The sequence below is a fragment of the Corynebacterium sp. CCUG 69979 genome, from assembly GCF_024454095.1.
Classification (GTDB): Bacteria; Actinomycetota; Actinomycetes; order Mycobacteriales; family Mycobacteriaceae; genus Corynebacterium; species Corynebacterium genitalium.
The window spans coordinates 66,173-87,062 of sequence record NZ_JAGPZA010000001.1; the positions used below are offsets into that span (position 1 = coordinate 66,173).

The following is a 20,890-nucleotide window of genomic DNA, read 5'->3' on the forward strand; positions in this document are numbered from 1 at the left end:
CCCATGGATGATCAGACCCGCCGCGACGGCTCGAATAATGAGACCGAGTTCCTCGGCGCCGACGACCGCACTGCACAGTTCCAGCCCCGCGAGAAGGGGCCACGGCAGTACATGCCGGATGAGACGACCTACCAGGCTGCGTACCCGGAGACGCAGTACGGTGGCCACACCCAGTACGGCGGGCAGGACAGCTACGACGGATACGGCGGCTATGAAGGTTACGAGGGCTACGGCGATCCCGAACCTTACGAGCAGCCGTACCGCCCGCCGCGCGACCGCCAGGCCTACAGCGATCCCGAGCCCTACGAGCAGCCGCAGCGCGGCGGCAGGGCCGGCGGCGTCGCCATGGGCATCACCGCGTTGCTGTTGGCCCTGGCAGCCCTTGTCTTGTTCTTCTTGTGGCGCGGGGCGGAGGGCCGTGCGAACCAGCCGCCGCCGGCACCGGTGACCCTCACGGAGACAGAGACAGTGACGACGACCCCGGAGGGTCTGCTCGACGGCCTGTTCGGCCGCAACTCCGACGGTGATCCCCAGGTGACCATCCCGTCTGACCTGCCGGATGACCTTCCCTCCGAGGTTCCGACTGAGATTCCGCCTGAGCTGCAAGACGAGGCGGAAGGCGTCGTTAGCGAGATCCAGGGCTTCCTCGACGATCTGTTTGGGTCGGGGCAGTAATGGCGGATTCTGCAGTAGAGGCAATTGCGGTCGCGAATTACGTCGCGGAAGAGGTCGCCGGGCATGTCACGGATGTCGTGTTGTGCCCGGGTTCGCGCAACTCGCCGCTGGCGTACGCGTTTCTGGCGCGCAGGGACGTCACTGTCCACTCGCGTATCGACGAACGCGCCGCCTCCTTCCTCGCCCTCGGCCTCGCGCGTGTGCAACGCAGGCCGGTGGCGGTGGTGATGACCTCGGGAACTGCGGTGGCGAACTGCTACCCGGCCGTCATCGAGGCGCACATGTCGCACACCCCGCTGCTCGTGGTCAGTGCGGACCGGCCGGAGCGGCTGGTGGGCACGGGTGCGTCGCAGACGATCTGGCAGCAGGGCATCTTCGGCCGCTATGCCGCCACACAGCAGGTCGCCGCGGTGGGGGACCCGATCGAGCTAGACGCGGCCGCGAACGGCAGCAACGCCGCGCATATCAATGTCGCGTTGGACACCCCGCTCGTGCCGGAGGCGCTGGCGGAACCGGTGGGGACGCCGCGCCGGGTTGTCGGCCCTGGGCGGCTGCAGGGCGGGGCAGGTTTTGTCTATCACGGCGCGGTCGATGTCGACCTGACTTTGAACACACTGGTCATTGCCGGTGATGAGGCCTGGGAAGTCCCCGGACTTGAGCACGTGCCCACCATCGCTGAGCCGACCGCCCCGACCCCGTTCCATCAGGTGCACCCCTTGGCGGCGCGCTTTTTCACCCAGGACGAGGTGGCGGTGAGCCACGACGGCGGGGACTTCGCAGCGTCGACAAAGCCGGACCAGGTCATTGTGGTCGGCCACCCAACGCTGCACCGCGACGTGCTGGCGCTCATGGCGGACAACACCATTGAGGTCATCGGGCTGTCGCGCACGGAAGCGTTCACGGGCAACCCTGCCCGCCGCGGCAGCAGAGTGAACGTCACCGGACAACCGACCGATCAGTGGCTGAAGATTTGCGAGGCTGCTGGCGACGTCGGCGCCCAGACAGTCCGCGACGCTCTCGAGGACAAGCAATACGGTTTCACCGGCCTGCATGCTGCCGCAGCGGTGGGCGACACGTTAGCGGTGGGGGACACGTTGGTGCTCGGGTCGTCGAACCCAGTGCGCGATGCCAGTTTGGTCGGCCTGCCTTTCGACGGCGTGTCCACCTACTCCGCCCGGGGTGCTGCCGGCATCGACGGCACAGTGTCCCAGGCAGTCGGCATTGCTCTGGCCACGCAGGCACTGCACCCGGATGAGCTGCGCGCCCCGCGCACGGTCGCGCTCGTCGGTGACGTGACCTACCTGCACGACGTCGGCGGCTTGCTCATCGGCAGCCACGACCTGCCGCAGCCGCGTCCGAGCAACCTCACCATCGTGGTGGCCAACGACAACGGCGGCGGGATCTTCGAAGCTCTCGAACCCGGTGCTGAACCGTTGCGCGAGAACTTCGAGATGGCGTTCGGCACGCCTCACGACGTTGACATCGCCGCCCTCGCAGACGCATACGGTGTCGCGTACCGCCGGGCCGAGACGACGCAGGAATTGGTGGAGTGCCTGGTCGATGGCGTCGATAAGCACGAGCCCGTGACTGTGATTGAGGCCGTGACCACGCGCGCGACCAGGCGCGATTTGGCGGAGCAGCTGAAGAAGTGATTCAGCGCCGCCTGCACCAGCTGATCATCGCGCTATACCTGTGCGCGATGCTCGGCAGCGTGGCCATGGTCGCAGGGCCCGTGATGAACGATGCCACCATTTCCCGCGACCCCGGCCGCGGCATTGCCACCGTCACCAGCGTGACGTGGTTGCGCACCTCCGTCGAGTACCTGGACGAAACCGGGCGCGTGCACTTCCCGCCCCACGGTCTGCTCTACCCCTCGGGGCTGGGGGAGGGGCAGCAAGTGTGGGTGACGTACGCGAAGTCGGACCCGGACATTGTGAAGGTGGAAGGCCGCTCGTGGCCCCTTGCGATCATTCCGGCGCTATCGGTGGCGCTCATGTCCACGCTCATCGCGGCGGCGGGATGGCTGGCCGTGTCGCGGGCGGGACGGCGTGAAAATTCACCTGCCGTTACCGAGAAAGACGCGAACAGTTAGCAGGCCAAAGACATAATGGTGCAATGCGTGTCGCCATTGTTGCCGAAGCTTTCCTGCCCAACGTCAACGGAGTAACCAACTCCGTCCTGCGTGTGCTGGAGCATTTGGAGGCGAACGGCCACGAGGCGATTGTCATTGCTCCTGGTGCGCGGTCGAACCAGGAGGAGGTCCCGTCCTACGCCGGCTTCCCGGTCGTGCGTGTGCCCACGATCATGGTGCCGCTGGTTGATTCACTGCCGGTGGGCATTCCGAACACGACGCTGTGGAACACGCTGCGAGAGTTCCAGCCCGACGTGGTGCATCTGGCCAGCCCGTTCGTGCTTGGTGGTGTCGGAGCGATTGCTTGTCGACGTTTGAAGCTCCCCGCCGTCGCCCTCTTCCAAACCGATGTCGCGGGATTCAGCGCCCGGTACCACCTCGGCTTCCTGGAGAAGGCGGCGTGGCTGTGGACGCGCAGGCTGCACAACATGACCCAGATGACGCTCGCCCCGTCGTCAGTGACCATCGCGGAGCTTGAGAAGCACGGCATTGAAAACGTGCACAAGTGGGGGCGCGGGGTCGATTCGGAGCTGTTCCACCCGTCGAAACGCAGCGAGCAGCTGCGCGCGAAGTGGGACCCGACGGGAACGAAGAAATTCGTCGGCTTCGTGGGGCGCCTCGCGTCGGAGAAGGGCGTCGAGCGCCTTGCGGCCCTGCACGGGGATCCAGGCATTCAGCTGGTCATCGTGGGTGACGGGCCGGAGCGACGCGACTTGGGCAAGCTCATGCCGAATGCGATTTTCACCGGTGAGCTGCGCGGGGAGGCGCTCGCGGCGGCCTACGCGTCGTTGGATTTGTTCGTGCACACCGGCGAGTTTGAGACCTTCGGGCAAACGCTGCAGGAGGCGCAGGCTTCCGGCACGCCGACGATCGGGCCGCGCGCGGGCGGGCCCATCGACACGATCGTCGACGGCTACAACGGCCAGCTTCTCGACGTCCCCACCTTCGAACGCGACCTACCCGCCGCCGCTGCGACCATCCTCGCCGACGACAACCTGGAGCAGATGAGCGGCAACGCCCGCGAGTCGGTTGCGAACAAGACGTGGTCGGCGCTGTGCGACCAGCTCCTGGGCTACTACGAGCAAGCAATCGACGCCAGCCCGTACAAGGGGCGCAAAGGCCGGCGTAGTAAGGCGAAGTAGACTGTCTTCCTATGGCCAAGGCGAACCTGGAGAAGAACCCGCACGACGTGGCGGGGATGTTCGATGACGTCGGCAAGAACTACGACATCACCAACACCGTGATGACAGCTGGCCTGGACCGCCGCTGGCGCCGCCGCACCCGCGAACTGCTGGACCTGAAGCCCGGCGAGCGGGTGCTCGACTTGGCCGCCGGCACGGCAGTGTCCACCGAAGAGCTGGCGAAGTCCGGTGCGTGGTGCGTGGCCTGCGACTTCTCCCAGGGCATGCTCGCCGCCGGCGCGCACCGCAACGTGCCGAAGGTCGTTGGCGACGCCATGCACCTGCCGTTCGCCGATGAGACCTTCGACGCTGTGACCATCTCCTACGGTCTACGCAACGTGCACGATTTCGAAGCCGGGTTGCGCGAAATGGCGCGTGTGACCAAGCCGGGTGGCCGATTGGTGGTCAACGAGTTCTCTACCCCCGTCATCCCGGTGTTCTCCACCATTTACAGCACTGTCCTGCCGCGGATGATCCCGCTGCTGGGCAAGGTGTTCTCCTCCAACGCCCCCGCCTACGAGTACCTTGCAGAGTCCATCAAGGCATGGCCTGCCCAGGAGCAGCTGGCCAGCGCCATCAACGCTTCCGGCTGGGAGCGTGCCACCTGGAAGAACCTCGCCTTCGGCATCGTCGCGCTGCACCGCGCTGAGAAGCGCTGAGAAACGCTGAGAAACGCTGAGAAAGCCTAGCGGGCATCCCACAGCGGCGCGCCGCGGCGGATCGCTGAAGCTGAAACGACGGACCCGGCCGCGCGCCACGCCCGCGCGACGAGGTCCTTGTCTTCTTCGCTGATGAGGTTGCCCATCAGCCGGGCGGCGGCGGGCATGAGGTAGCGGCCGCCGAGGCCTCGCAACGCCATGGGCCCAGCCAGGGGCAGGAACTGCGGGTAGGTGAGCAGACGGGCAGCGGTGCGAGCGAGCACGAAGGCCTCGCCGTAGCGGCGGCGCAGTTCGTGCGGCCAGACCAATGTCAGGGCGCGGTCCAGTGAGCCCGCACCTGCTTCGGTGAGCAGGTCGACCGCCATGATGGCGGTCTCCAACCCGTAGTCGATTCCTTCACCGTTCAGGGGGTTAACGCAGGCTGCGGCGTCGCCGATGAGCATCCAGTTCGGCCCGGCGACGTTCGATACAGCCCCGCCCATGGGCAGGAGTGCCGACGCGATATCGCTTGGTTCACCCAGCTGCCACTCGTCGCGGACCTGGTCGGCGTATTCGACGAGCAGCTTTTTGGTGTTCACCTTGGCAGGCCGAGTGTCGGTGGACAGGGCCCCGCAGCCCAGGTTCACGGTTCCGTTCGCCTCTCCCTTTCCGCTTAGCGCGGAGCGTCCCAGCGGGAAGATCCAGCCGTAGCCGGGTTGAATCTCGCCGCTAGAGTCGCGGAGTTCGACGTGGGAGTGCATCCACGGCTCGTCAGCAAACGGGGTGGTGCAGTAGGAGCGCGCGGCGATGCCGTACACCTCGCCGCGGTGCCACTGCCTACCCAGCAGCTTTCCGACGGGCGAACGCACCCCATCGGCAACCACCACCCAGCGAGCACCGAACGTTCCCTTCGGGGTGACCACTGACGTGATCTCGCCTTCCGCGCCGTGCTCGAGGGCGGTGACGGGGCAGTCGTAGAGGACGGTGGCGCCGGTGGTGGTGGCCAGGTCGGCCAAGGAAGCGTCGAAAAGCGTGCGGGGAGATGCCGACCCCTCGGTGCCGTAGGAGCCGTTGGGCCACGGTGCGGTGACGGAGCCGCCGAAACCGTGCAACTTCAGGCCCTTGTTGCGGTAGGCAGGGAGTGCAGATTCGAGCCCCAGCGTGCGCAAGGAGTGGACTGCCCGTGGGGTGAGTCCGTCGCCGCAGGTTTTGTCGCGGCGGCGGGAAGAAGCGTCGATAAGCAACGTGCTCATGCCCGCGCGCACCGCGGCGATCGCTGCGGCGGAACCGGCGGGACCGGCCCCGACGACAACGCACTCGAAGGATTTCACCGCACTTATTGTGCCAGACTCACACACTGTCGACTACGGTAAAGGGGACCAACAAGCCCGCCCGCACGACCCGCAAGGACAATCAATGACCAACGGCACACCCCAGCTAGACCTCGGGGATCAGGAGCTGGCTGAGCGCGTTGCGGCAGGGTTGGACGGCGTGGAAAAGCTCATGTTTGAGCGTTTGTCCAACGGGCAGGACTTCCTCAACGAGAAAGTCACGCACCTGGCCAAGGCGGGAGGGAAGCGTTTCCGCCCGATGATGGCCATGCTCGCCAGTGAGTTCGGGGATGAGCCACAGGCGGAGAACGTGGTCAAGGGTGCGACGATTGTTGAAATGGTGCACTTGGCCACGCTGTACCACGACGACGTGATGGACGAAGCCGCAAAGCGCCGCGGGGTCGATTCCGCCAACGCACGGTGGACGAACACCGTCGCGATTCTTTCTGGCGACTTCCTGCTGGCGGAGGCATCGCGCATCATGAGTGAAATTGACACCGCCACCGTCGCGCACTTCGCCGACACGTTCAGCGACCTAGTCACTGGCCAGATGCGCGAGACGGTGGGCCCCGGTGAAGGCGACCCGGTCGAGCACTACCTCAACGTCATCCGCGAAAAGACCGGCGTGCTCATCGCGTCCGCCGCGTTCCTCGGGGCGACGCACTCCGGCGCGAAAGAGGAGGACGTGCGCACGCTCAAGGAGCTCGGCGAGGCAGTGGGCATGATCTTTCAGATCGTAGACGACATCATTGACATTTTTTCCGACTCCACACAGTCCGGGAAGACCCCCGGCACCGACCTGCGCGAAGGCGTGTTCACGCTGCCTGTGCTTTACGCGATGCGCGATTCCAGCCCCGCAGGCGAGGAACTGCGTGCGATGCTCACCGGCCCGCTTATCGACGATGCCGACGTCGCCCGCGCCCTCGACCTCATCGCGCAAACGGACGGCCGTCAGCGGGCGCTTGACGATGTCCGGGGATACCTCGCCGACGTCGACAAGCATCTCGACGCGCTGCCCGACATCCCCGCGAACCGTGCAATCCGCCAGATCTCGCGGTACACCGTCGAACGCGTCGGGTAGCGTTTAGTGCTCCGAGCTGGTGATTTGCACTTTTTCGGGGCGCGTCCTGTAATGTAGTCCGAGCACGCCAGGTTGCCCGAGCGGCCAAAGGGAGCGGACTGTAAATCCGCCGGCATTGCCTTCAGAAGTTCGAATCTTCTACCTGGCACCAACAAACGCACCGAGGGATTTCCCGCGGTGCGTTTTTCTTTCGACAAGGCGGAGTTCACGGGGCGGTCACGCGCGCTTTACTTAGAAATAGCTAAGCGTTCATCTCGCGCTTCTAAGTTCGGGAGCGTCCTGTTCTCTCTCCTGAAGGGTCCTTTATGTCTCGCTCCCGTTTCCGCAGCGCGGTTGCTGTTGCCGTCTCCGCTGCTCTTGGTTTCTCAGCGCTCGTCGCGCCGCACGCGTTTGCTCAGCCAGCTAACTCTCCCGTTGTCATCAACGAGGTCGAATCCAACGGCGACCCCGTCGCTGACTGGGTAGAGCTGGCTAACACCAACAATGATCAAGACATCGATATCTCCGGCTGGAAGATCCTCGATGACAACGACAAGCACGCTCCGATCGTCATCCCGGACGGCACAAAGATCGAGTCGGGCGGCTACTTCGCCCTCTACACCGAGAAGCAGACTCCGGACGGCTCCAAGGGCTACGGCCTGGGTGGGAACGACTCTGTTCGCGTGTACAACGCCGCGGGCGAGCTTGTCGCTGAGACCACCTGGAACGGCCACGCCGAGAACACCTGGGGCCGTATCCCGGACAAGACTGGGGAATTCACCGGGACTGGTGAGGCGACCCGTGGGTTGGCCAACAAGGCGGCAGGGGAGAAGCAGCCGGCCGCGGAGGAAGCCTGGCCGTTCGACCCGCAGGAGATTCAAAACATCGACTTGGGTGGCGCGTTCGCGGAAGAGGACATGTCCGGCATTGACTTCGACAACAACGGCCGCGCGTGGATTGTCAACAACGACAAGGGAACGCTTCTCGCTGTCGACTACGACGAGGCCACCAGGCAGTATTCCAATGCCGGTTCCTGGAAGCTGCGCTACAAGGACGGTTCCGGTGACCCGGATACCGAGGGCATTACCGTCGGCCCGGACGGCGCACTCTACGTGGCCACCGAGCGCGACAACACTCAGAAGGACGTTTCCCGCCCGTCCATCCTGCGCTACGAACTGCCCGGTGGCGACGAGAAAGAGCTGAAGGCCACCCACGAGTGGGATCTGAAGTCGCTCACGGGGGAGATCGGTGCGAACGCCGGGTGGGAAGCGATTTCCTACATCCCTAATCAGAGCGTGTACGCCATTGGTTTGGAGGCTAACGGCAAGGTCTACTTCGTCGACCTCAAGGACGATGAAACCCACGAGCTGAAGCAGGAATACCAGTCTCCGTTCCAGGGGGCGATGGCGCTGGACTACAACTCCGTCGACAAGCAGCTGCGTGTGCTGTGCGACGAGGTCTGTGAGGGCGCATCCATCAACTTGGCTCACAACGGAACGGACTTCGCGCCGGTGTCCAAGGTTCAGGCGCGGCCAGAAAAGATGGAGAACTTCGCTAACGAGGGCTTCGCCACCTTCGTGTCCCGCAGCCAGTGCAAGAATGGGAAATTCACCGACACCACGCGCTTCCTCTGGGCTGACGACGGCGTGTCGGGCGGTATTTCCCTGCGCGGCGCCGTCTCCACGAAGGAGACGGAATGCGAGCCGACCACGGGTGGCGGATCAGGTGAAGGCTCGGCAGAGGGTTCGGGTGAGTCGTCGTCACGCGATGCGGACGGCAACCTGAACCCGGGCGCGAAAGCAGGAATTGCACTTGGCGTTCTCGCGGCGCTGGGCGCAATCGTCGCTGCTTTCAAAGACCAGATCAACGGTGTCCTGGGGCAGCTCTTCGGCATCCGTTTCTAGCGGTATAAACAAGCTGAAACAGAGATTGACCTGCTGATTTGTGAATGTGCGCAATGGCAGGTTAATCTTTCAAAGGCTTCAAACAAGCGGCTAACGCTTCAGAGGCTGCGCCCCCTTAGCTCAGTCGGCAGAGCGTCTCCATGGTAAGGAGAAGGTCAGCAGTTCGATTCTGCTAGGGGGCTCTGTTGTTTGCTGCCATCTGACCGGGAAACTGGGCAGAAGGAAGTAGGCACATGGCGGTGTAGCTCAGTGGTAGAGCAAGCGACTCATAATCGCTGTGTCGAGAGTTCAATTCTCTCCATCGCTACTCACCTTCTAGGGGCGGTTCTACGCTCGTGGTAGGGTTGGCGTACTGTTTTACGCAGTGCACCAAAGGGGCGTGGCGCAATTGGTAGCGCAACGGTCTCCAAAACCGTAGGTTGCAGGTTCGAGTCCTGTCGCCCCTGCCATAGACGACCAAAGCCTTGAGGAGAGCTGTGACTAACAACCAGCCAGGTAGAAGTACGGCGAAGCCCACCGGTAAACGCCAACTGAGCGGTTCCACCTCCGTCACCTCTGAGTCTTACGAGGCAAAGCGCACTCCCGCGACCACTGCCGATGACCAGGACAACACTGGTGACGGCCCACTCGCGTTCCCCGGTGAAGTTGTCGGCGAGATGCGCAAGGTGGTGTGGCCCACCGGCTCGCAGATGGCCAACTACACGCTCATCGTGTTCGGCTTCCTCATTGTTCTCACCGCCCTGGTGTGGGGCGTGGACCAGGGCGCAGCCTGGGTAGTTGAGCGAATCCTGGTGCCTTAGGTATGGTCTTTTCAGACCAACAAATATCCCGCCGCCCGTCAAGGGTAAGGCGGGATCAGTTTTTGGCCCAGCAGGTAGGCTGGGTCACACCAGATATCCCGATAAACAAGGAGCTGTCATGGCAGAAGACACCACCAACAACGAAGCCACCACTGAAGAGCGCAACGAAGAAGAAATGGTTGCCGAAGGCGGCGCGGTGCAGGAGTCCACGGACCCGGAAACCGGTGCAGACGACGCTGAGGCTGACAGTCAGGGCTCCGGCGCCACTACCGACCTCCAAGAAGACGAGATGATCGGTGAAGGCGGCGCTGTCGGCGACGGCAACGCTGACGCTGAGCCGGCGCTCGACGTGGAGCAGGACGAGGCGCCGGAGGTTGAAACCCAGCCCGTGCAAGAGGTCGACCTCGAATCGGCTGATGCCACGGAGGCTGACGCTGAGGCGCCGGTGTCCCCGGAGGCCGCTCTCGGCGCTGAGCCGGAGGAGGCTGCTGACGCGGATTACAAGCGCCGTCTGCGTGAGTACACCCGCGAGCTGAAGAAGCTTCCCGGTTCCTGGTACATCATCCAGTCCTACTCGGGCTACGAGAACAAGGTGAAGACCAACCTGGACATGCGTATCCAGACGCTCGAGGTGGAGGAATCCATCTACGACGTGGTCGTGCCCATCGAGCAGGTCTTTGAGAAGGACAAGAACAGCAAGAAGAAGATCGTCAAGCGCAAGCTTCTTCCCGGCTACGTCCTGGTGCGCATGGATCTCAATGACGCAGCATGGTCCGTGGTCCGCGAAACTCCGGGCGTGACCAGCTTCGTCGGCAACGAGGGCAACGCGACCCCGGTCAAGCACCGCGACGTGGCGAAGTTCCTCATGCCGAAGGCCGCGCCTGTGGACGGCGAGGCGACCGCTTCCGAGGCAAATACCGAGGGCGAGACCGTCATCGCGATGCCGGAGCAGGAAGAGAAGCCGAATGTCGCGCACGACTTCCAGGTCGGCGAGGCTGTCACCATTCTCTCCGGTGCGCTGGCATCCGTCTCTGCGACCATCAACGAGATCGACCCGGAGACCGGCAAGATCCAGGCGCTCGTGTCCATCTTTGGCCGCGAGACCCCGGTGGAGCTCACTGCGGATCAGATCGAGCGCATCATGTAGCTCGAGCACTTTGCTTATCGACGAATCACCGGACCCCACCTCAACGGGGGCCGGTTTTCGTGATTTGGGCTGGTCGGGGTCTATCCCGTACACTGAGCGATCGTGCCTGCTTACGGGTGGGTGCGGTAATGAACGTCCCCGGTGGCTGCGTCGATAAGCAAGCGGCGTTGGCGTGGCATCCGGAAGGCCGCCGTTAAACATCGTGGCGGGGGCCTGTACCAAGGAAATGAGGTAATTCGATGGCTAAGAAGAAGGTCACTGGCCTGATCAAACTGCAGATCGAGGCTGGTATGGCAAACCCGGCACCGCCGGTCGGTCCGGCTCTTGGTGCGCACGGCGTGAACATCGTCGAGTTCACCAAGGCGTACAACGCTGCAACCGAGTCCATGCGCGGCAACATCATCCCGGTGGAGATCACGGTCTACGAAGACCGCTCCTTCGACTTCATCCTGAAGTCCCCGCCGGCTGCGAAGCTCCTGCTCAAGGCTGCTGGCCTGCAGAAAGGCTCCGGTGTCCCGCACACCGACAAGGTGGGCAAGGTCACCTGGGAGCAGTGCAAGGAAATCGCCGAGACCAAGAAGAACGACCTCAACGCCCGTGACATCGAGGCAGGTGCCGCCATCATCGCCGGTACCGCTCGCTCCATGGGCATCGACGTGGAGAAGTAGTCCGCGCGGACTCCTGCTCGTGGGAGGGTCTGGTCAGGCCCGCACCACACTTCCCGCCGCCTGATGTGGCGGCAGCAATCAATACTGCAAAGGAATTCAACATGGCCAAGAAGCACTCCAAGACTTACGCCGAGCAGCTGGCAAAGATCGACCGCGAGTTGGTCTACTCCCCGCTGCAGGCAGTCACACTGGCGAAGGAGACTGCCTCCGATAAGTACGACGCAACCATCGACGTGGCAATGCGTCTCTCCGTCGACCCGCGCAAGGCTGACCAGCTTGTCCGCGGCACCGTCAACCTGCCCAACGGCACCGGTAAGACCGTCCGCGTCGCTGTTTTCGCTGAGGGCGAGAACGCAACCAAGGCTCAGGAAGCTGGCGCCGACATCGTCGGTTCCGACGAGCTGATCGAGCAGATCAACGCCGGCAACATCGACTTCGACGTTGCTATTGCGACCCCGGACCAGATGGCGAAGGTCGGCCGCGTTGCCCGCGTCCTCGGCCCGCGTGGTCTGATGCCGAACCCGAAGACCGGTACCGTCACGCCGGACGTGGCTAAGGCTGTCAGCGAGTCCAAGGGCGGCAAGATCGCCTTCCGCGTGGACAAGGCATCCAACCTGCACGCTCTGATCGGCAAGGCATCCTTCACCCCGGAGCAGCTCGCCGAGAACTACGGCGCACTCCTGGATGAAGTTCTGCGCCTCAAGCCGGCATCCGCCAAGGGCATCTACCTGAAGAAGGTCACGGTGTCTGCGACCCAGGGCCCGGGCGTTCCGGTTGACCCGTCCGTGCAGAAGAACTACACCGAGGCTTAAGCCCGCGTAGTTCCTACGCTCACGACCCCGGTTCTCGGCATTCACGCTGAGAAACGGGGTCTTTTGCTGTGGTGCCGTCGCGCTGGTTCTCGTGACCCCACGTGCTCGTTATCCTGTGAGAAGGGTGAGACCTTTATGAAGTTGTAATCATTATGTTATTCTTTTGGAGTCGCCCGCATTCATGATTTAGCCGACTTTCAGACTTCCAGAAAGGCCTCCTCGTGTCTCTTCAGCCAGCCTCCGTCCGCCGCTCCGCTCTCGCCGTCGCCCTGACTGGATCCCTTGCATTCGCAGGTAGCCCTGTAGCGAACGCGCAGGATCTCGTTCTGGAAAGCGGCCACATGAATGTCTTCAATGTCACCGCGAAAGACGGCCAGCTCAAGCTCGACCTCAAAGAGGACATCACTGGCTCCAACGTGGAGCGCCCGGCAGAAGATGTCACCATGGTGGTGCACAAGGATGCGTTCACCGAGGACACGAAGAACCTTCCCCAGGTGGGCAAGCCCGGATACGTCCTGCCGCAGGGCTACCACCAGGGCATGCTGCGTCCTGGCTGGACTACGTTGATGGCGCGCTGGGATGGTTTCACGGATGTGAAGATCCGCATCGACGAGGTCTCTGGCCCGGGCGAAATCCACGCATTCAACACAGACGGCAAGGGTGGTTTCAAGGCTGCGGCTGACGACGGTGAGTTCCAGCTCACCCCGGGCAGCGCCATCCACCAGGACACCCCGGCGCACCTGCACACCCACTGGCTGTTCACTGAACCGGGCACCTACACCATGAAGGCAACCGCACTGAGCAACGGCAAGGAATCGAACCAGGCGACCTACACCTGGGAAGTGGGGCAGAAGGCCAACGAGCGCCCGATCATGGATGAGCCGCTCTCGCTCGACCGCTTGCAGGATTTGGCAAGCACGGCGCCCGCGCCGGCGCCGGTTGCGGTTGATCCGGTTGAGAAGGGGGCAGCTTTGCCGCCGTCGCCAGCTGGTGAGCAAAAGGCACCTGCCAAGAACGGCGTAGACGCTAAGGACAGCAAGGCCGACAACAACAAGCCGAAGGCTGATGAAAAGGGCAAGGCGGAGAAGGGTAGCCCCGCTGCGACTGCAAACGCGCAGGAGCAGCGCCCGCTGAATGGTATCGCCACGGTGCTGTCCCTCATCGGTGCAACGTTCAACTTCCTGCAGGACAACCTGCTGAAGTTGTTCTGGCCCTCGAAGAAGTAACTGATCCGTCGGCGCGGGGGCAAAAGGTCGCCAGCTTTACTAATCGCGCATCTGAGGTACGACTGGGTGTCATGCTGAAACGCGTTGCTCTCTCCCAGAACCAAACCGGCGATCAGCGTTTGGCGGGTTTGCTCACGGCCTCGGCCGCGAAAGCGGGGGAAGACGTCTACCCGCTGCGCAATATCGCGGCCTTCGTCCTCGAGGACGGGCAGACCCGCTTCGCCGGTCTCGGCGCGGACGAGCACACGGAGTTCGAGATCGCGTCGGTGACGAAGACGTTCACCGCTGATCTCTTGGAGCAGGCGATCGAGCTGGGTGAGGCCACGCCTGACACGACGGTTCACGATGTGCTGGGGGAGCGGGTACGCGGCGCGGCAGTATCGACGGTGACGTTGGCGGAACTTGCCAACCACACTTCCGGTTTGCCGCGGATGGGCAAGCAGCGACTCAGTAGCAGAGTAAGAGCGGTGCTGGGCTTGAATCCTGACGTGGGCATCACAGTCGACGATGTTGTCGACCAAGCGTTAGCGGCGCGGTTGGAGGGCCGCGGCGCCGAGACGTACTCGAACCTCGCCCACGATCTCCTTGGTCTCCTGCTGGCCGAGGTTGCCGGGACCCGCTACCCCGAGCTGATCAAGCAGCGCGTGCTCGATCCGCTGGGCATGACGGAAACGTACGTGGCGCTGCCGGGAACAGTGGGGCCAGGCAAGCGGGGGGGGGGGGGAGTGTCCATGCTGGGCTGGCGCGTCCAGGCGTGGGAGATGGACGGCACGGCTCCTTCCGGTGGGTTACGGTCCACCACCTGCGATATGGCGAAATACGCCGCATATGTGCTCGAGCGCGACAAGTTCCGCTTCACCTGGCCGAATATCAAAGGCACTGAGCTGTACTGGCATAACGGCGGAACGTTCGGGTTCTCGTCCATGCTGCTGCTCGACACGGGTAAACAGCGTGCGTCTTTCGTGGCCGCCGACTCGTCCACGGAGATTGAACCGTTCGCGTTCGAGCTCCTCGGGCTGGAAGACCCTGCCAAGAACAAGAAGCAGTGATTGCGCGATTTGGTTTCCCAAGCCACCCTGCACTAAGGTTCATCAGCGAAGTTTGAACGGGAAGTCTTCCCGCGCTCAAGTTTCACCGAAGACCGTCGGTCATCCCGAAGGCGAAAGCCTAGAAGGATCGAAGACTCCACCCATGGAGTGACCCACGCAGGAGAAACGTGGCTTGTATAGCGCTTGAAAAGCGCATTGCCTCGTGCTTCTGCACGGGGCATTTTGTTTTACGCCGGTCGCGTGGTGGCTGCCACGTGGTGTCGATAAGCGAAATGCTCCGGGCGGATACAACATGAAGTAATTGGAAGGAGGCGTGTGTCATGGCAAACCCGAAGAACACAGCTGAGCTGGCTGAACTGAAGGAGAAGTTCGAAGGCTCGTCCGCTGTTTTCCTCACCGAGTACCGCGGTCTGACCGTGAGCCAGCTGCAGCAGCTGCGCGGTGAGCTCGGATTTGATGTTGAACTGCACGTCGCCAAGAACACCCTCGTCAAGATCGCTGCTAATGAGCACGGTATTGAGGGTCTCGACGATTACCTGACCGGCCCCACCGCTGTCGCCTTCATCAAGGGTGACGCGACTGTGGATGCCGCGAAGACCATGAAGAAGTTCGCTAAAGACAATGACCTGTTCATTGTCAAGGGCGGCTACATGGACGGTAACGCTCTCGACGCATCCCAGGTGGCTGCTGTCGCAGAGATGGACAACCGCGAGACCACTCTGGCCAAGCTTGCTGGCGCTTTCCAGGGCTCTTTGGCGAAGGCTGCTGGCCTGTTCCAGGCTCCGGCCTCCAAGACGGCACGACTTGTTGCCGCACTGCAGGACAAGCAGGACGAAGCCGCTTAAGAGCGGTGCGTCCCGAACGACCAAAACACACTCTTACGGCCTTGTGTAAGGCCACAACAGAAAGGAAGCCACAATGGCTAAGCTCACCAAGGACGAGCTCATCGAGCAGTTCAAGGAAATGACCCTTATCGAGCTCTCCGAGTTCCTGAAGGAATTCGAGGAGGTCTTCGACGTGACCGCTGCCGCTCCGGTTGCAGTTGCAGCAGCTGGCGCTCCGGGCGCTGCTGGCGACGCTCCGGCTGAGGAGGAGAAGGACGAGTTCGACGTCGTTCTCGAGGACGCTGGCGACAAGAAGATCGGCGTTATTAAGGCTGTCCGCGAGATCGTCTCCGGCCTGGGTCTGAAGGACGCCAAGGAGATGGTTGAGGGTGCTCCGAAGGCCATCCTCGAGGGCGCTAACAAGGATGACGCTGAGGCTGCTAAGGCTAAGCTGGAAGAGGCTGGCGCTAAGGTCTCCCTCAAGTAAGCGTTTCACGCATCTTGCCCCTGCCTGTGTGCAGGGGCTTTTTGCTTTTCGACGTTTTCTGCCCCCGCGTCCTGCCGTGGCGGGGATAGGGGCTGGGGTGATGGGATTGTAAAGTGGCACGCATGCTTCCCAAGTCCCGCATTTTGTCCGCCCTCCTTGTCGGGGTAGGCATCGCGCTCATTGTCGCGGGACTGGTGGCTCCACGGTTTCTTCTCGGGGATGCCCGTTTCCCGCTGAACCTCGAGCACACCACCTGGGCAATGCACGACCCGCACGGCCGGGTTTTCGACCCTGATGCCGGTGAGGACGGTAAGGTCGTTGAGGTCCCCGTTACCCGCCAGCTGCACATGACCGTGCAGAACCCGGCGACGGAGGAACGCACTGGGCTGCGGATCGGTGATTCTTTGCTGCGCGGTGATAAAGACTCGGACTTCGACAATCTAATCACTGCGTCGACGTGGTCGTACGAGATGGACCGCAAGTCTGGGGCGTTCGTGACCACGGCGAATCTGAGCACGGTGATGGCCATGCCGGACGCGGAGGTCCCCGTCGACGGCGTGTGGCTGAAGTTCCCCCTCGACGTCGAGCAAACGGATTACGCCGTCTTTGAGCCGTCGCTGCGCACGACGGTACCGGCCACATTCAAAGAGGAGCGCGAAGTCGCCGGCCGTTCTGTCTATGTGTTTGAGCAGCGGGTCGAGGCGGTCAACGTCGCAAAGCTGTATGCGGACGCGGCGAACACCAAGACGTTGCCAGCGCCCGACGGCGGGCAGCGCCAGGTGTTCCGCCACCACGATGCGACGCGTGAGTTCACTGTCGATCAGATCACCGGTGTTGTCGTAGGCATCAATGAGCGTGTGGACGACTACTATGCCGACCACACCGGCCGCCGTGCCCAAGACATCGTCGCGTACGACGCCGTAATGGATCCGGCCGACGTGGAGCAGATGGCGGGCCAGCTGACCACCGTGACTCAGTCTGTCTCTCGCTGGGTGACATGGGGCACGATCGGGCTGGGATCACTGCTAGCAATCGGCGGTTTGATTGGAGCGCTGCGCCCGGGCCGGGGAAGGTCTGCGCAGGTCACATCCTGACACGCGCCGAATCACCCCTCCAGGGTTGCACTCCGCAAGCAGTGAGGTGGTAGAGTTCCACGACAAGCGATCGCGCTTCGACGGAGCATTATGCAAGACTGCTTTACAAACAGTCATCGGGGGTATAAGCTGTCTCCTTGCGCTGGAAGCCGTCGCCGGTGCGTGAATGAAACCTTGGATCCATGTTTTAGAAAAATGGGTTTGACAAGGTGACTTTGTGCATTTTAGGGGGACGGGGCTTCCACTAAATGAAACGCTATTTATCCAGCGGGTGTCCACGAGCATAAGCGCCGATGCACGTGCCCCGCGTGAGGTGCTGGAAGGACCCATCTTGGCAGTCTCGCCCCAGACCAAGTCAGTGGCCGCAATCCCCGGAGCCCCGGAGCGTTATTCCTTCGCGAAAATCGCGGAGCCAATCGCGCTGCCTGGTCTTCTTGACGTTCAATCGGAGTCTTTCGCCTGGCTCGTCGGCACGCCTGAGTGGCGTGAGCGCCAGGCGGAGGAGCGTGGCTCGGATGCCCGCATTACCTCCGGCCTCGAGGACATCCTCGAGGAAATTTCCCCGATTCAGGACTACTCGGGCAACATGAGCCTGTCTTTGTCCGATCCGTACTTTGAGGACATCAAGTACACGATCGACGAGTGCAAAGATAAAGACATCAACTACTCCGCACCCCTGTACGTGACGGCGGAGTTCATTAACAACGACACCCAGGAGATCAAGTCCCAGACCGTCTTCATCGGCGACTTCCCGCTGATGACGGACAAGGGCACGTTCATTGTCAACGGCACCGAGCGCGTCATTGTCTCGCAGCTGGTGCGTTCCCCGGGTGTGTACTTCGACGAGACAATCGACAAGTCCACCGAGCGCCCGCTGCACTCCGTGAAGGTCATTCCTTCCCGCGGCGCATGGCTGGAATTCGACGTGGACAAGCGCGACACCGTCGGTGTGCGCATTGACCGTAAGCGTCGTCAGCCGGTGACTGTGCTGCTCAAGGCCCTGGGTTGGACCACTGAGCAGATCAAGGAACGTTTCGGCTTCTCCGAGATCATGATGACCACGCTGGAGAACGACGGCGTGGCCAACACCGATGAGGCTCTGCTGGAGATTTACCGTAAGCAGCGCCCGGGTGAGCAGCCGACGCGCGATCTGGCGCAGTCCCTGCTGGAGAACGCGTTCTTCCGTGCGAAGCGCTACGACTTGGCTCGCGTCGGCCGCTACAAGGTCAACCGCAAGCTCGGTCTGGGCGGCGACCACGACGGTGAGATGACTCTGACTGAAGAGGACATTGCCACCACCCTCGAGTACTTGGTGCGCCTGCACGCCGGCGAGCGCGAGATGACCTCCCCGGAGGGCGTGATCATCCCGATTAACACCGACGACATCGACCACTTCGGCAACCGTCGCCTGCGCACCGTGGGCGAGCTGGTGCAGAACCAGGTCCGTGTCGGCCTGTCCCGCATGGAGCGTGTGGTTCGTGAGCGCATGACCACCCAGGACGCGGAGTCCATCACTCCGACGTCCCTGATCAACGTGCGCCCGGTGTCTGCCGCGATCCGCGAGTTCTTCGGCACCTCCCAACTGTCGCAGTTCATGGACCAGAACAACTCTCTGTCCGGCCTGACCCACAAGCGCCGTCTGTCCGCGCTGGGCCCGGGCGGTCTGTCCCGTGAGCGCGCCGGCATTGAGGTCCGCGACGTGCACCCGTCGCACTACGGCCGCATGTGCCCGATCGAGACCCCGGAAGGTCCGAACATTGGTCTGATCGGTGCGCTGGCGTCCTACGCTCGCGTGAACCCGTTCGGCTTCATCGAGACGCCGTACCAGAAGGTCATCGACGGTCAGATCACTGACGAGATCGACTACCTCACCGCCGATGAAGAGGACCGTTTCGCCATCGCTGAGGCCGCTACGGCCCACGACGCTGACCGCAACATCACCGCGGACCGTATTGAGGTGCGCCTCAAGGACGGCGACATCGGTGTCGTCGGTCCGAAAGACGTCGACTACGTGGACATCTCCCCGCGCCAGATGGTCTCAGTCGCGACGGCGATGATTCCGTTCCTGGAGCACGACGATGCGAACCGTGCTCTCATGGGTGCGAACATGCAGAAGCAGGCTGTGCCGCTGCTGCGCTCTGAGGCTGCATACGTGGCCACCGGTACGGAGATGCGTGCGGCGTACGACGCTGGCGACATCGTCATTGCGAACAACGCCGGTGTCGTTGAAGATGTGACCGGCGACGTGATCACCGTCATGGACGATGAGGGCCAGCGTGAGTCCTACCTGCTGCGCACCTTTGAGCGCACCAACCAGGGCACCTGCTACAACCAGACCCCGATCGTCTCTGCAGGCGACCGCGTTGAGGCTGGCCAGGTCATCGCTGATGGCCCGGGCACCAAGAACGGTGAGATGGCGCTGGGCACCAACCTGCTCGTCGCATTCATGCCGTGGGAAGGCCACAACTACGAGGACGCAATCATCCTCAACCAGCGCGTGGTGGAGCAGGACGTGCTCACCTCCGTGCACATCGAGGAGCACGAGATCGACGCCCGCGACACCAAGTTGGGTGCGGAAGAGATCACCCGCGAGATCCCGAACGTGTCCGAGGACGTGCTCAAGGACCTCGACGAGCGCGGCATCATTCGCATCGGTGCGGACGTGCGCGACGGCGACATCCTGGTGGGTAAGGTCACCCCGAAGGGTGAGACCGAGCTGACTCCGGAAGAGCGACTGCTGCGCGCCATCTTCGGTGAGAAGGCCCGCGAGGTGCGCGATACCTCCCTGAAGGTGCCGCACGGTGAGACCGGCAAGGTCATCGCTGTCCGCCGCTTCTCCCGCGAGGACGACGACGATCTGTCTCCGGGCGTCAACGAGATGATCCGTGTCTACGTCGCTCAGAAGCGCAAGATCCAGGACGGCGACAAAATGGCCGGCCGCCACGGCAACAAGGGTGTCGTGGGCAAGATCCTGCCTGAGGAGGACATGCCGTTCATGGCGGACGGCACCCCGGTGGACATCATCCTGAACACCCACGGTGTGCCGCGCCGTATGAACATCGGTCAGGTGCTCGAGGTTCACTTGGGCTGGCTGGCTCACGCTGGTTGGACCGTCAACCCGGATGACCCGGCGAACGCGAAGCTCCTGGAGACTCTGCCTGAGCAGCTTTACGACGTGCCTCCCGAGTCCCTGACCGCCACCCCGGTCTTCGACGGCGCGACGAACGACGAGATCGCAGGTCTTCTGGCCAACACCAAGCCGAACCGCGACGGCGACGTCATGGTCGATGGCGACGGCAAGACGGTGCTTTTCGACGGACGCTCCGGCGAACCGTTCAAGTACCCGATCTCCGTCGGCTACATGTACATGCTCAAGCTGCACCACCTGGTGGACGAGAAGATTCACGCCCGCTCCACCGGCCCGTACTCCATGATTACCCAGCAGCCGCTGGGTGGTAAGGCCCAGTTCGGTGGCCAGCGCTTCGGCGAGATGGAGGTGTGGGCGATGCAGGCATACGGTGCCGCCTACACCCTGCAGGAGCTGCTGACGATCAAGTCGGACGACGTGGTCGGACGTGTCAAGGTCTACGAAGCCATCGTCAAGGGCGACAACATCCCCGACCCGGGAATCCCGGAGTCGTTCAAGGTGTTGCTCAAGGAGCTGCAGTCGCTGTGCCTGAACGTGGAGGTCCTCTCCACCGACGGCACCCCGATGGAGCTGTCCGGCGATGATGACGAGTACGACCAGGCTGGATCCTCGTTGGGCATTAACTTGTCCCGTGACGAGGGTTCCGCGGCTGACACGGCATAAGTGCTAGGCGGGGGCGGGCGTCGATAAGCGAAAAGCGCCGCCCGCTCCTACA

General features: G+C 62.9%; 18 protein-coding genes and 4 tRNA genes. 21 read left to right on the plus strand and 1 reads right to left on the minus strand.

What is annotated here, in order from left to right; genetic code table 11:
- Positions 1–3 precede the first annotated feature (3 nt).
- From KBX18_RS00340 to KBX18_RS00360, 5 genes are read left to right on the plus strand one after another with little or no spacing between them, the layout of a single operon-like run.
- Positions 4–675: a hypothetical protein gene (locus KBX18_RS00340; protein ID WP_040423427.1), complete on the plus strand. Its 672-nt coding sequence runs from the start codon at positions 4–6 to the stop codon at positions 673–675.
- Positions 675–2,327, plus strand: a complete 1,653-nt coding sequence (menD, locus tag KBX18_RS00345; protein ID WP_255994397.1) for a 2-succinyl-5-enolpyruvyl-6-hydroxy-3-cyclohexene-1-carboxylic-acid synthase — start codon at positions 675–677, stop codon at positions 2,325–2,327. Before KBX18_RS00340 ends, menD begins: the two co-directional genes overlap by 1 nt.
- Positions 2,324–2,767 (plus strand): DUF3592 domain-containing protein, encoded by a 444-nt coding sequence (locus tag KBX18_RS00350; RefSeq protein WP_005286845.1) that lies wholly within the window; start codon positions 2,324–2,326, stop codon positions 2,765–2,767. The genes menD and KBX18_RS00350 overlap by 4 nt, the downstream gene beginning before the upstream one ends.
- Before the next feature lie 23 nt (positions 2,768–2,790).
- On the plus strand, positions 2,791–3,948 hold the full coding sequence (locus tag KBX18_RS00355; RefSeq protein ID WP_005286842.1) for a glycosyltransferase family 1 protein: 1,158 nt from the start codon (positions 2,791–2,793) through the stop codon (positions 3,946–3,948).
- Between the two features lie 11 nt (positions 3,949–3,959).
- Positions 3,960–4,646, plus strand: coding sequence for a demethylmenaquinone methyltransferase (locus tag KBX18_RS00360; RefSeq protein ID WP_005286839.1), 687 nt, complete (start codon positions 3,960–3,962; stop codon positions 4,644–4,646).
- Between the two features lie 26 nt (positions 4,647–4,672).
- Here the strand turns inward: KBX18_RS00360 and KBX18_RS00365 are convergent, their stop codons facing one another.
- Complete coding sequence (locus tag KBX18_RS00365; protein WP_370687212.1) at positions 4,673–5,956, minus strand: geranylgeranyl reductase family protein; 1,284 nt, start codon at positions 5,954–5,956, stop codon at positions 4,673–4,675.
- 85 nt (positions 5,957–6,041) lie between these two features.
- Between KBX18_RS00365 and KBX18_RS00370 the strand changes: the two genes are divergently transcribed.
- The 16 genes from KBX18_RS00370 (at position 6,042) to KBX18_RS00445 (ending at position 20,838) form a co-directional block, all read left to right on the plus strand.
- Entirely contained in the window at positions 6,042–7,037 is a 996-nt protein-coding gene (locus KBX18_RS00370) for a polyprenyl synthetase family protein (RefSeq protein WP_255994398.1), read from the plus strand.
- Positions 7,038–7,103: 66 nt separating this feature from the next.
- A tRNA-Tyr gene (locus tag KBX18_RS00375) sits at positions 7,104–7,188 on the plus strand.
- 154 nt (positions 7,189–7,342) lie between these two features.
- Complete coding sequence (locus tag KBX18_RS00380; RefSeq protein ID WP_255994399.1) at positions 7,343–8,920, plus strand: lamin tail domain-containing protein; 1,578 nt, start codon at positions 7,343–7,345, stop codon at positions 8,918–8,920.
- A gap of 109 nt (positions 8,921–9,029) precedes the next feature.
- A tRNA-Thr gene (locus tag KBX18_RS00385) sits at positions 9,030–9,102 on the plus strand.
- Between the two features lie 53 nt (positions 9,103–9,155).
- Positions 9,156–9,227: transfer RNA gene (locus KBX18_RS00390), tRNA-Met, on the plus strand.
- Positions 9,228–9,293: 66 nt separating this feature from the next.
- Positions 9,294–9,369: transfer RNA gene (locus KBX18_RS00395), tRNA-Trp, on the plus strand.
- Positions 9,370–9,396: 27 nt separating this feature from the next.
- The gene (secE, locus tag KBX18_RS00400) at positions 9,397–9,720 is read left to right on the plus strand and encodes a preprotein translocase subunit SecE (RefSeq protein WP_255994400.1); all 324 of its coding nucleotides are present in this window, start codon (positions 9,397–9,399) and stop codon (positions 9,718–9,720) included.
- Positions 9,721–10,009: 289 nt separating this feature from the next.
- Positions 10,010–10,867, plus strand: a complete 858-nt coding sequence (nusG, locus tag KBX18_RS00405; protein WP_370687213.1) for a transcription termination/antitermination protein NusG — start codon at positions 10,010–10,012, stop codon at positions 10,865–10,867.
- Positions 10,868–11,106: 239 nt separating this feature from the next.
- Complete coding sequence (gene rplK, locus KBX18_RS00410; RefSeq protein ID WP_005286826.1) at positions 11,107–11,535, plus strand: 50S ribosomal protein L11; 429 nt, start codon at positions 11,107–11,109, stop codon at positions 11,533–11,535.
- A gap of 101 nt (positions 11,536–11,636) precedes the next feature.
- On the plus strand, positions 11,637–12,347 hold the full coding sequence (rplA, locus tag KBX18_RS00415) for a 50S ribosomal protein L1 (protein WP_255994402.1): 711 nt from the start codon (positions 11,637–11,639) through the stop codon (positions 12,345–12,347).
- Between the two features lie 221 nt (positions 12,348–12,568).
- Entirely contained in the window at positions 12,569–13,573 is a 1,005-nt protein-coding gene (locus KBX18_RS00420; protein ID WP_255994403.1) for a choice-of-anchor M domain-containing protein, read from the plus strand.
- A gap of 71 nt (positions 13,574–13,644) precedes the next feature.
- Positions 13,645–14,622 carry a serine hydrolase gene (locus tag KBX18_RS00425; RefSeq protein ID WP_255994404.1) on the plus strand — a complete coding sequence of 326 codons (978 nt, stop codon included), beginning with the start codon at positions 13,645–13,647 and terminating at the stop codon, positions 14,620–14,622.
- A 320-nt stretch (positions 14,623–14,942) separates the two neighbouring features.
- Positions 14,943–15,467 carry a 50S ribosomal protein L10 gene (rplJ, locus tag KBX18_RS00430; RefSeq protein WP_005286808.1) on the plus strand — a complete coding sequence of 175 codons (525 nt, stop codon included), beginning with the start codon at positions 14,943–14,945 and terminating at the stop codon, positions 15,465–15,467.
- Between the two features lie 73 nt (positions 15,468–15,540).
- Entirely contained in the window at positions 15,541–15,933 is a 393-nt protein-coding gene (gene rplL / locus KBX18_RS00435; RefSeq protein WP_005286806.1) for a 50S ribosomal protein L7/L12, read from the plus strand.
- Between the two features lie 122 nt (positions 15,934–16,055).
- A complete protein-coding gene (locus KBX18_RS00440; protein ID WP_255994405.1) occupies positions 16,056–17,027 on the plus strand; it encodes a DUF3068 domain-containing protein in 972 nt (323 codons plus the stop codon).
- 313 nt (positions 17,028–17,340) lie between these two features.
- Complete coding sequence (locus KBX18_RS00445) at positions 17,341–20,838, plus strand: DNA-directed RNA polymerase subunit beta (protein WP_255994567.1); 3,498 nt, start codon at positions 17,341–17,343, stop codon at positions 20,836–20,838.
- Positions 20,839–20,890 lie beyond the last annotated feature (52 nt).

Bases quoted from the DNA above. Each gene is read 5' to 3' on its own strand.
- KBX18_RS00340 (WP_040423427.1), top strand. From the start codon at position 4: ATGGATGATCAGACCCGCCGCGACGGCTCGAATAATGAGACCGAGTTC.
- menD (WP_255994397.1), top strand. From the start codon at position 675: ATGGCGGATTCTGCAGTAGAGGCAATTGCGGTCGCGAATTACGTCGCG.
- KBX18_RS00355 (WP_005286842.1), top strand. From the start codon at position 2,791: ATGCGTGTCGCCATTGTTGCCGAAGCTTTCCTGCCCAACGTCAACGGA.
- KBX18_RS00360 (WP_005286839.1), top strand. From the start codon at position 3,960: ATGGCCAAGGCGAACCTGGAGAAGAACCCGCACGACGTGGCGGGGATG.
- KBX18_RS00370 (WP_255994398.1), top strand. From the start codon at position 6,042: ATGACCAACGGCACACCCCAGCTAGACCTCGGGGATCAGGAGCTGGCT.
- KBX18_RS00380 (WP_255994399.1), top strand. From the start codon at position 7,343: ATGTCTCGCTCCCGTTTCCGCAGCGCGGTTGCTGTTGCCGTCTCCGCT.
- nusG (WP_370687213.1), top strand. From the start codon at position 10,010: ATGATCGGTGAAGGCGGCGCTGTCGGCGACGGCAACGCTGACGCTGAG.
- rplK (WP_005286826.1), top strand. From the start codon at position 11,107: ATGGCTAAGAAGAAGGTCACTGGCCTGATCAAACTGCAGATCGAGGCT.
- rplA (WP_255994402.1), top strand. From the start codon at position 11,637: ATGGCCAAGAAGCACTCCAAGACTTACGCCGAGCAGCTGGCAAAGATC.
- KBX18_RS00425 (WP_255994404.1), top strand. From the start codon at position 13,645: ATGCTGAAACGCGTTGCTCTCTCCCAGAACCAAACCGGCGATCAGCGT.
- rplJ (WP_005286808.1), top strand. From the start codon at position 14,943: ATGGCAAACCCGAAGAACACAGCTGAGCTGGCTGAACTGAAGGAGAAG.
- rplL (WP_005286806.1), top strand. From the start codon at position 15,541: ATGGCTAAGCTCACCAAGGACGAGCTCATCGAGCAGTTCAAGGAAATG.
- KBX18_RS00440 (WP_255994405.1), top strand. From the start codon at position 16,056: ATGCTTCCCAAGTCCCGCATTTTGTCCGCCCTCCTTGTCGGGGTAGGC.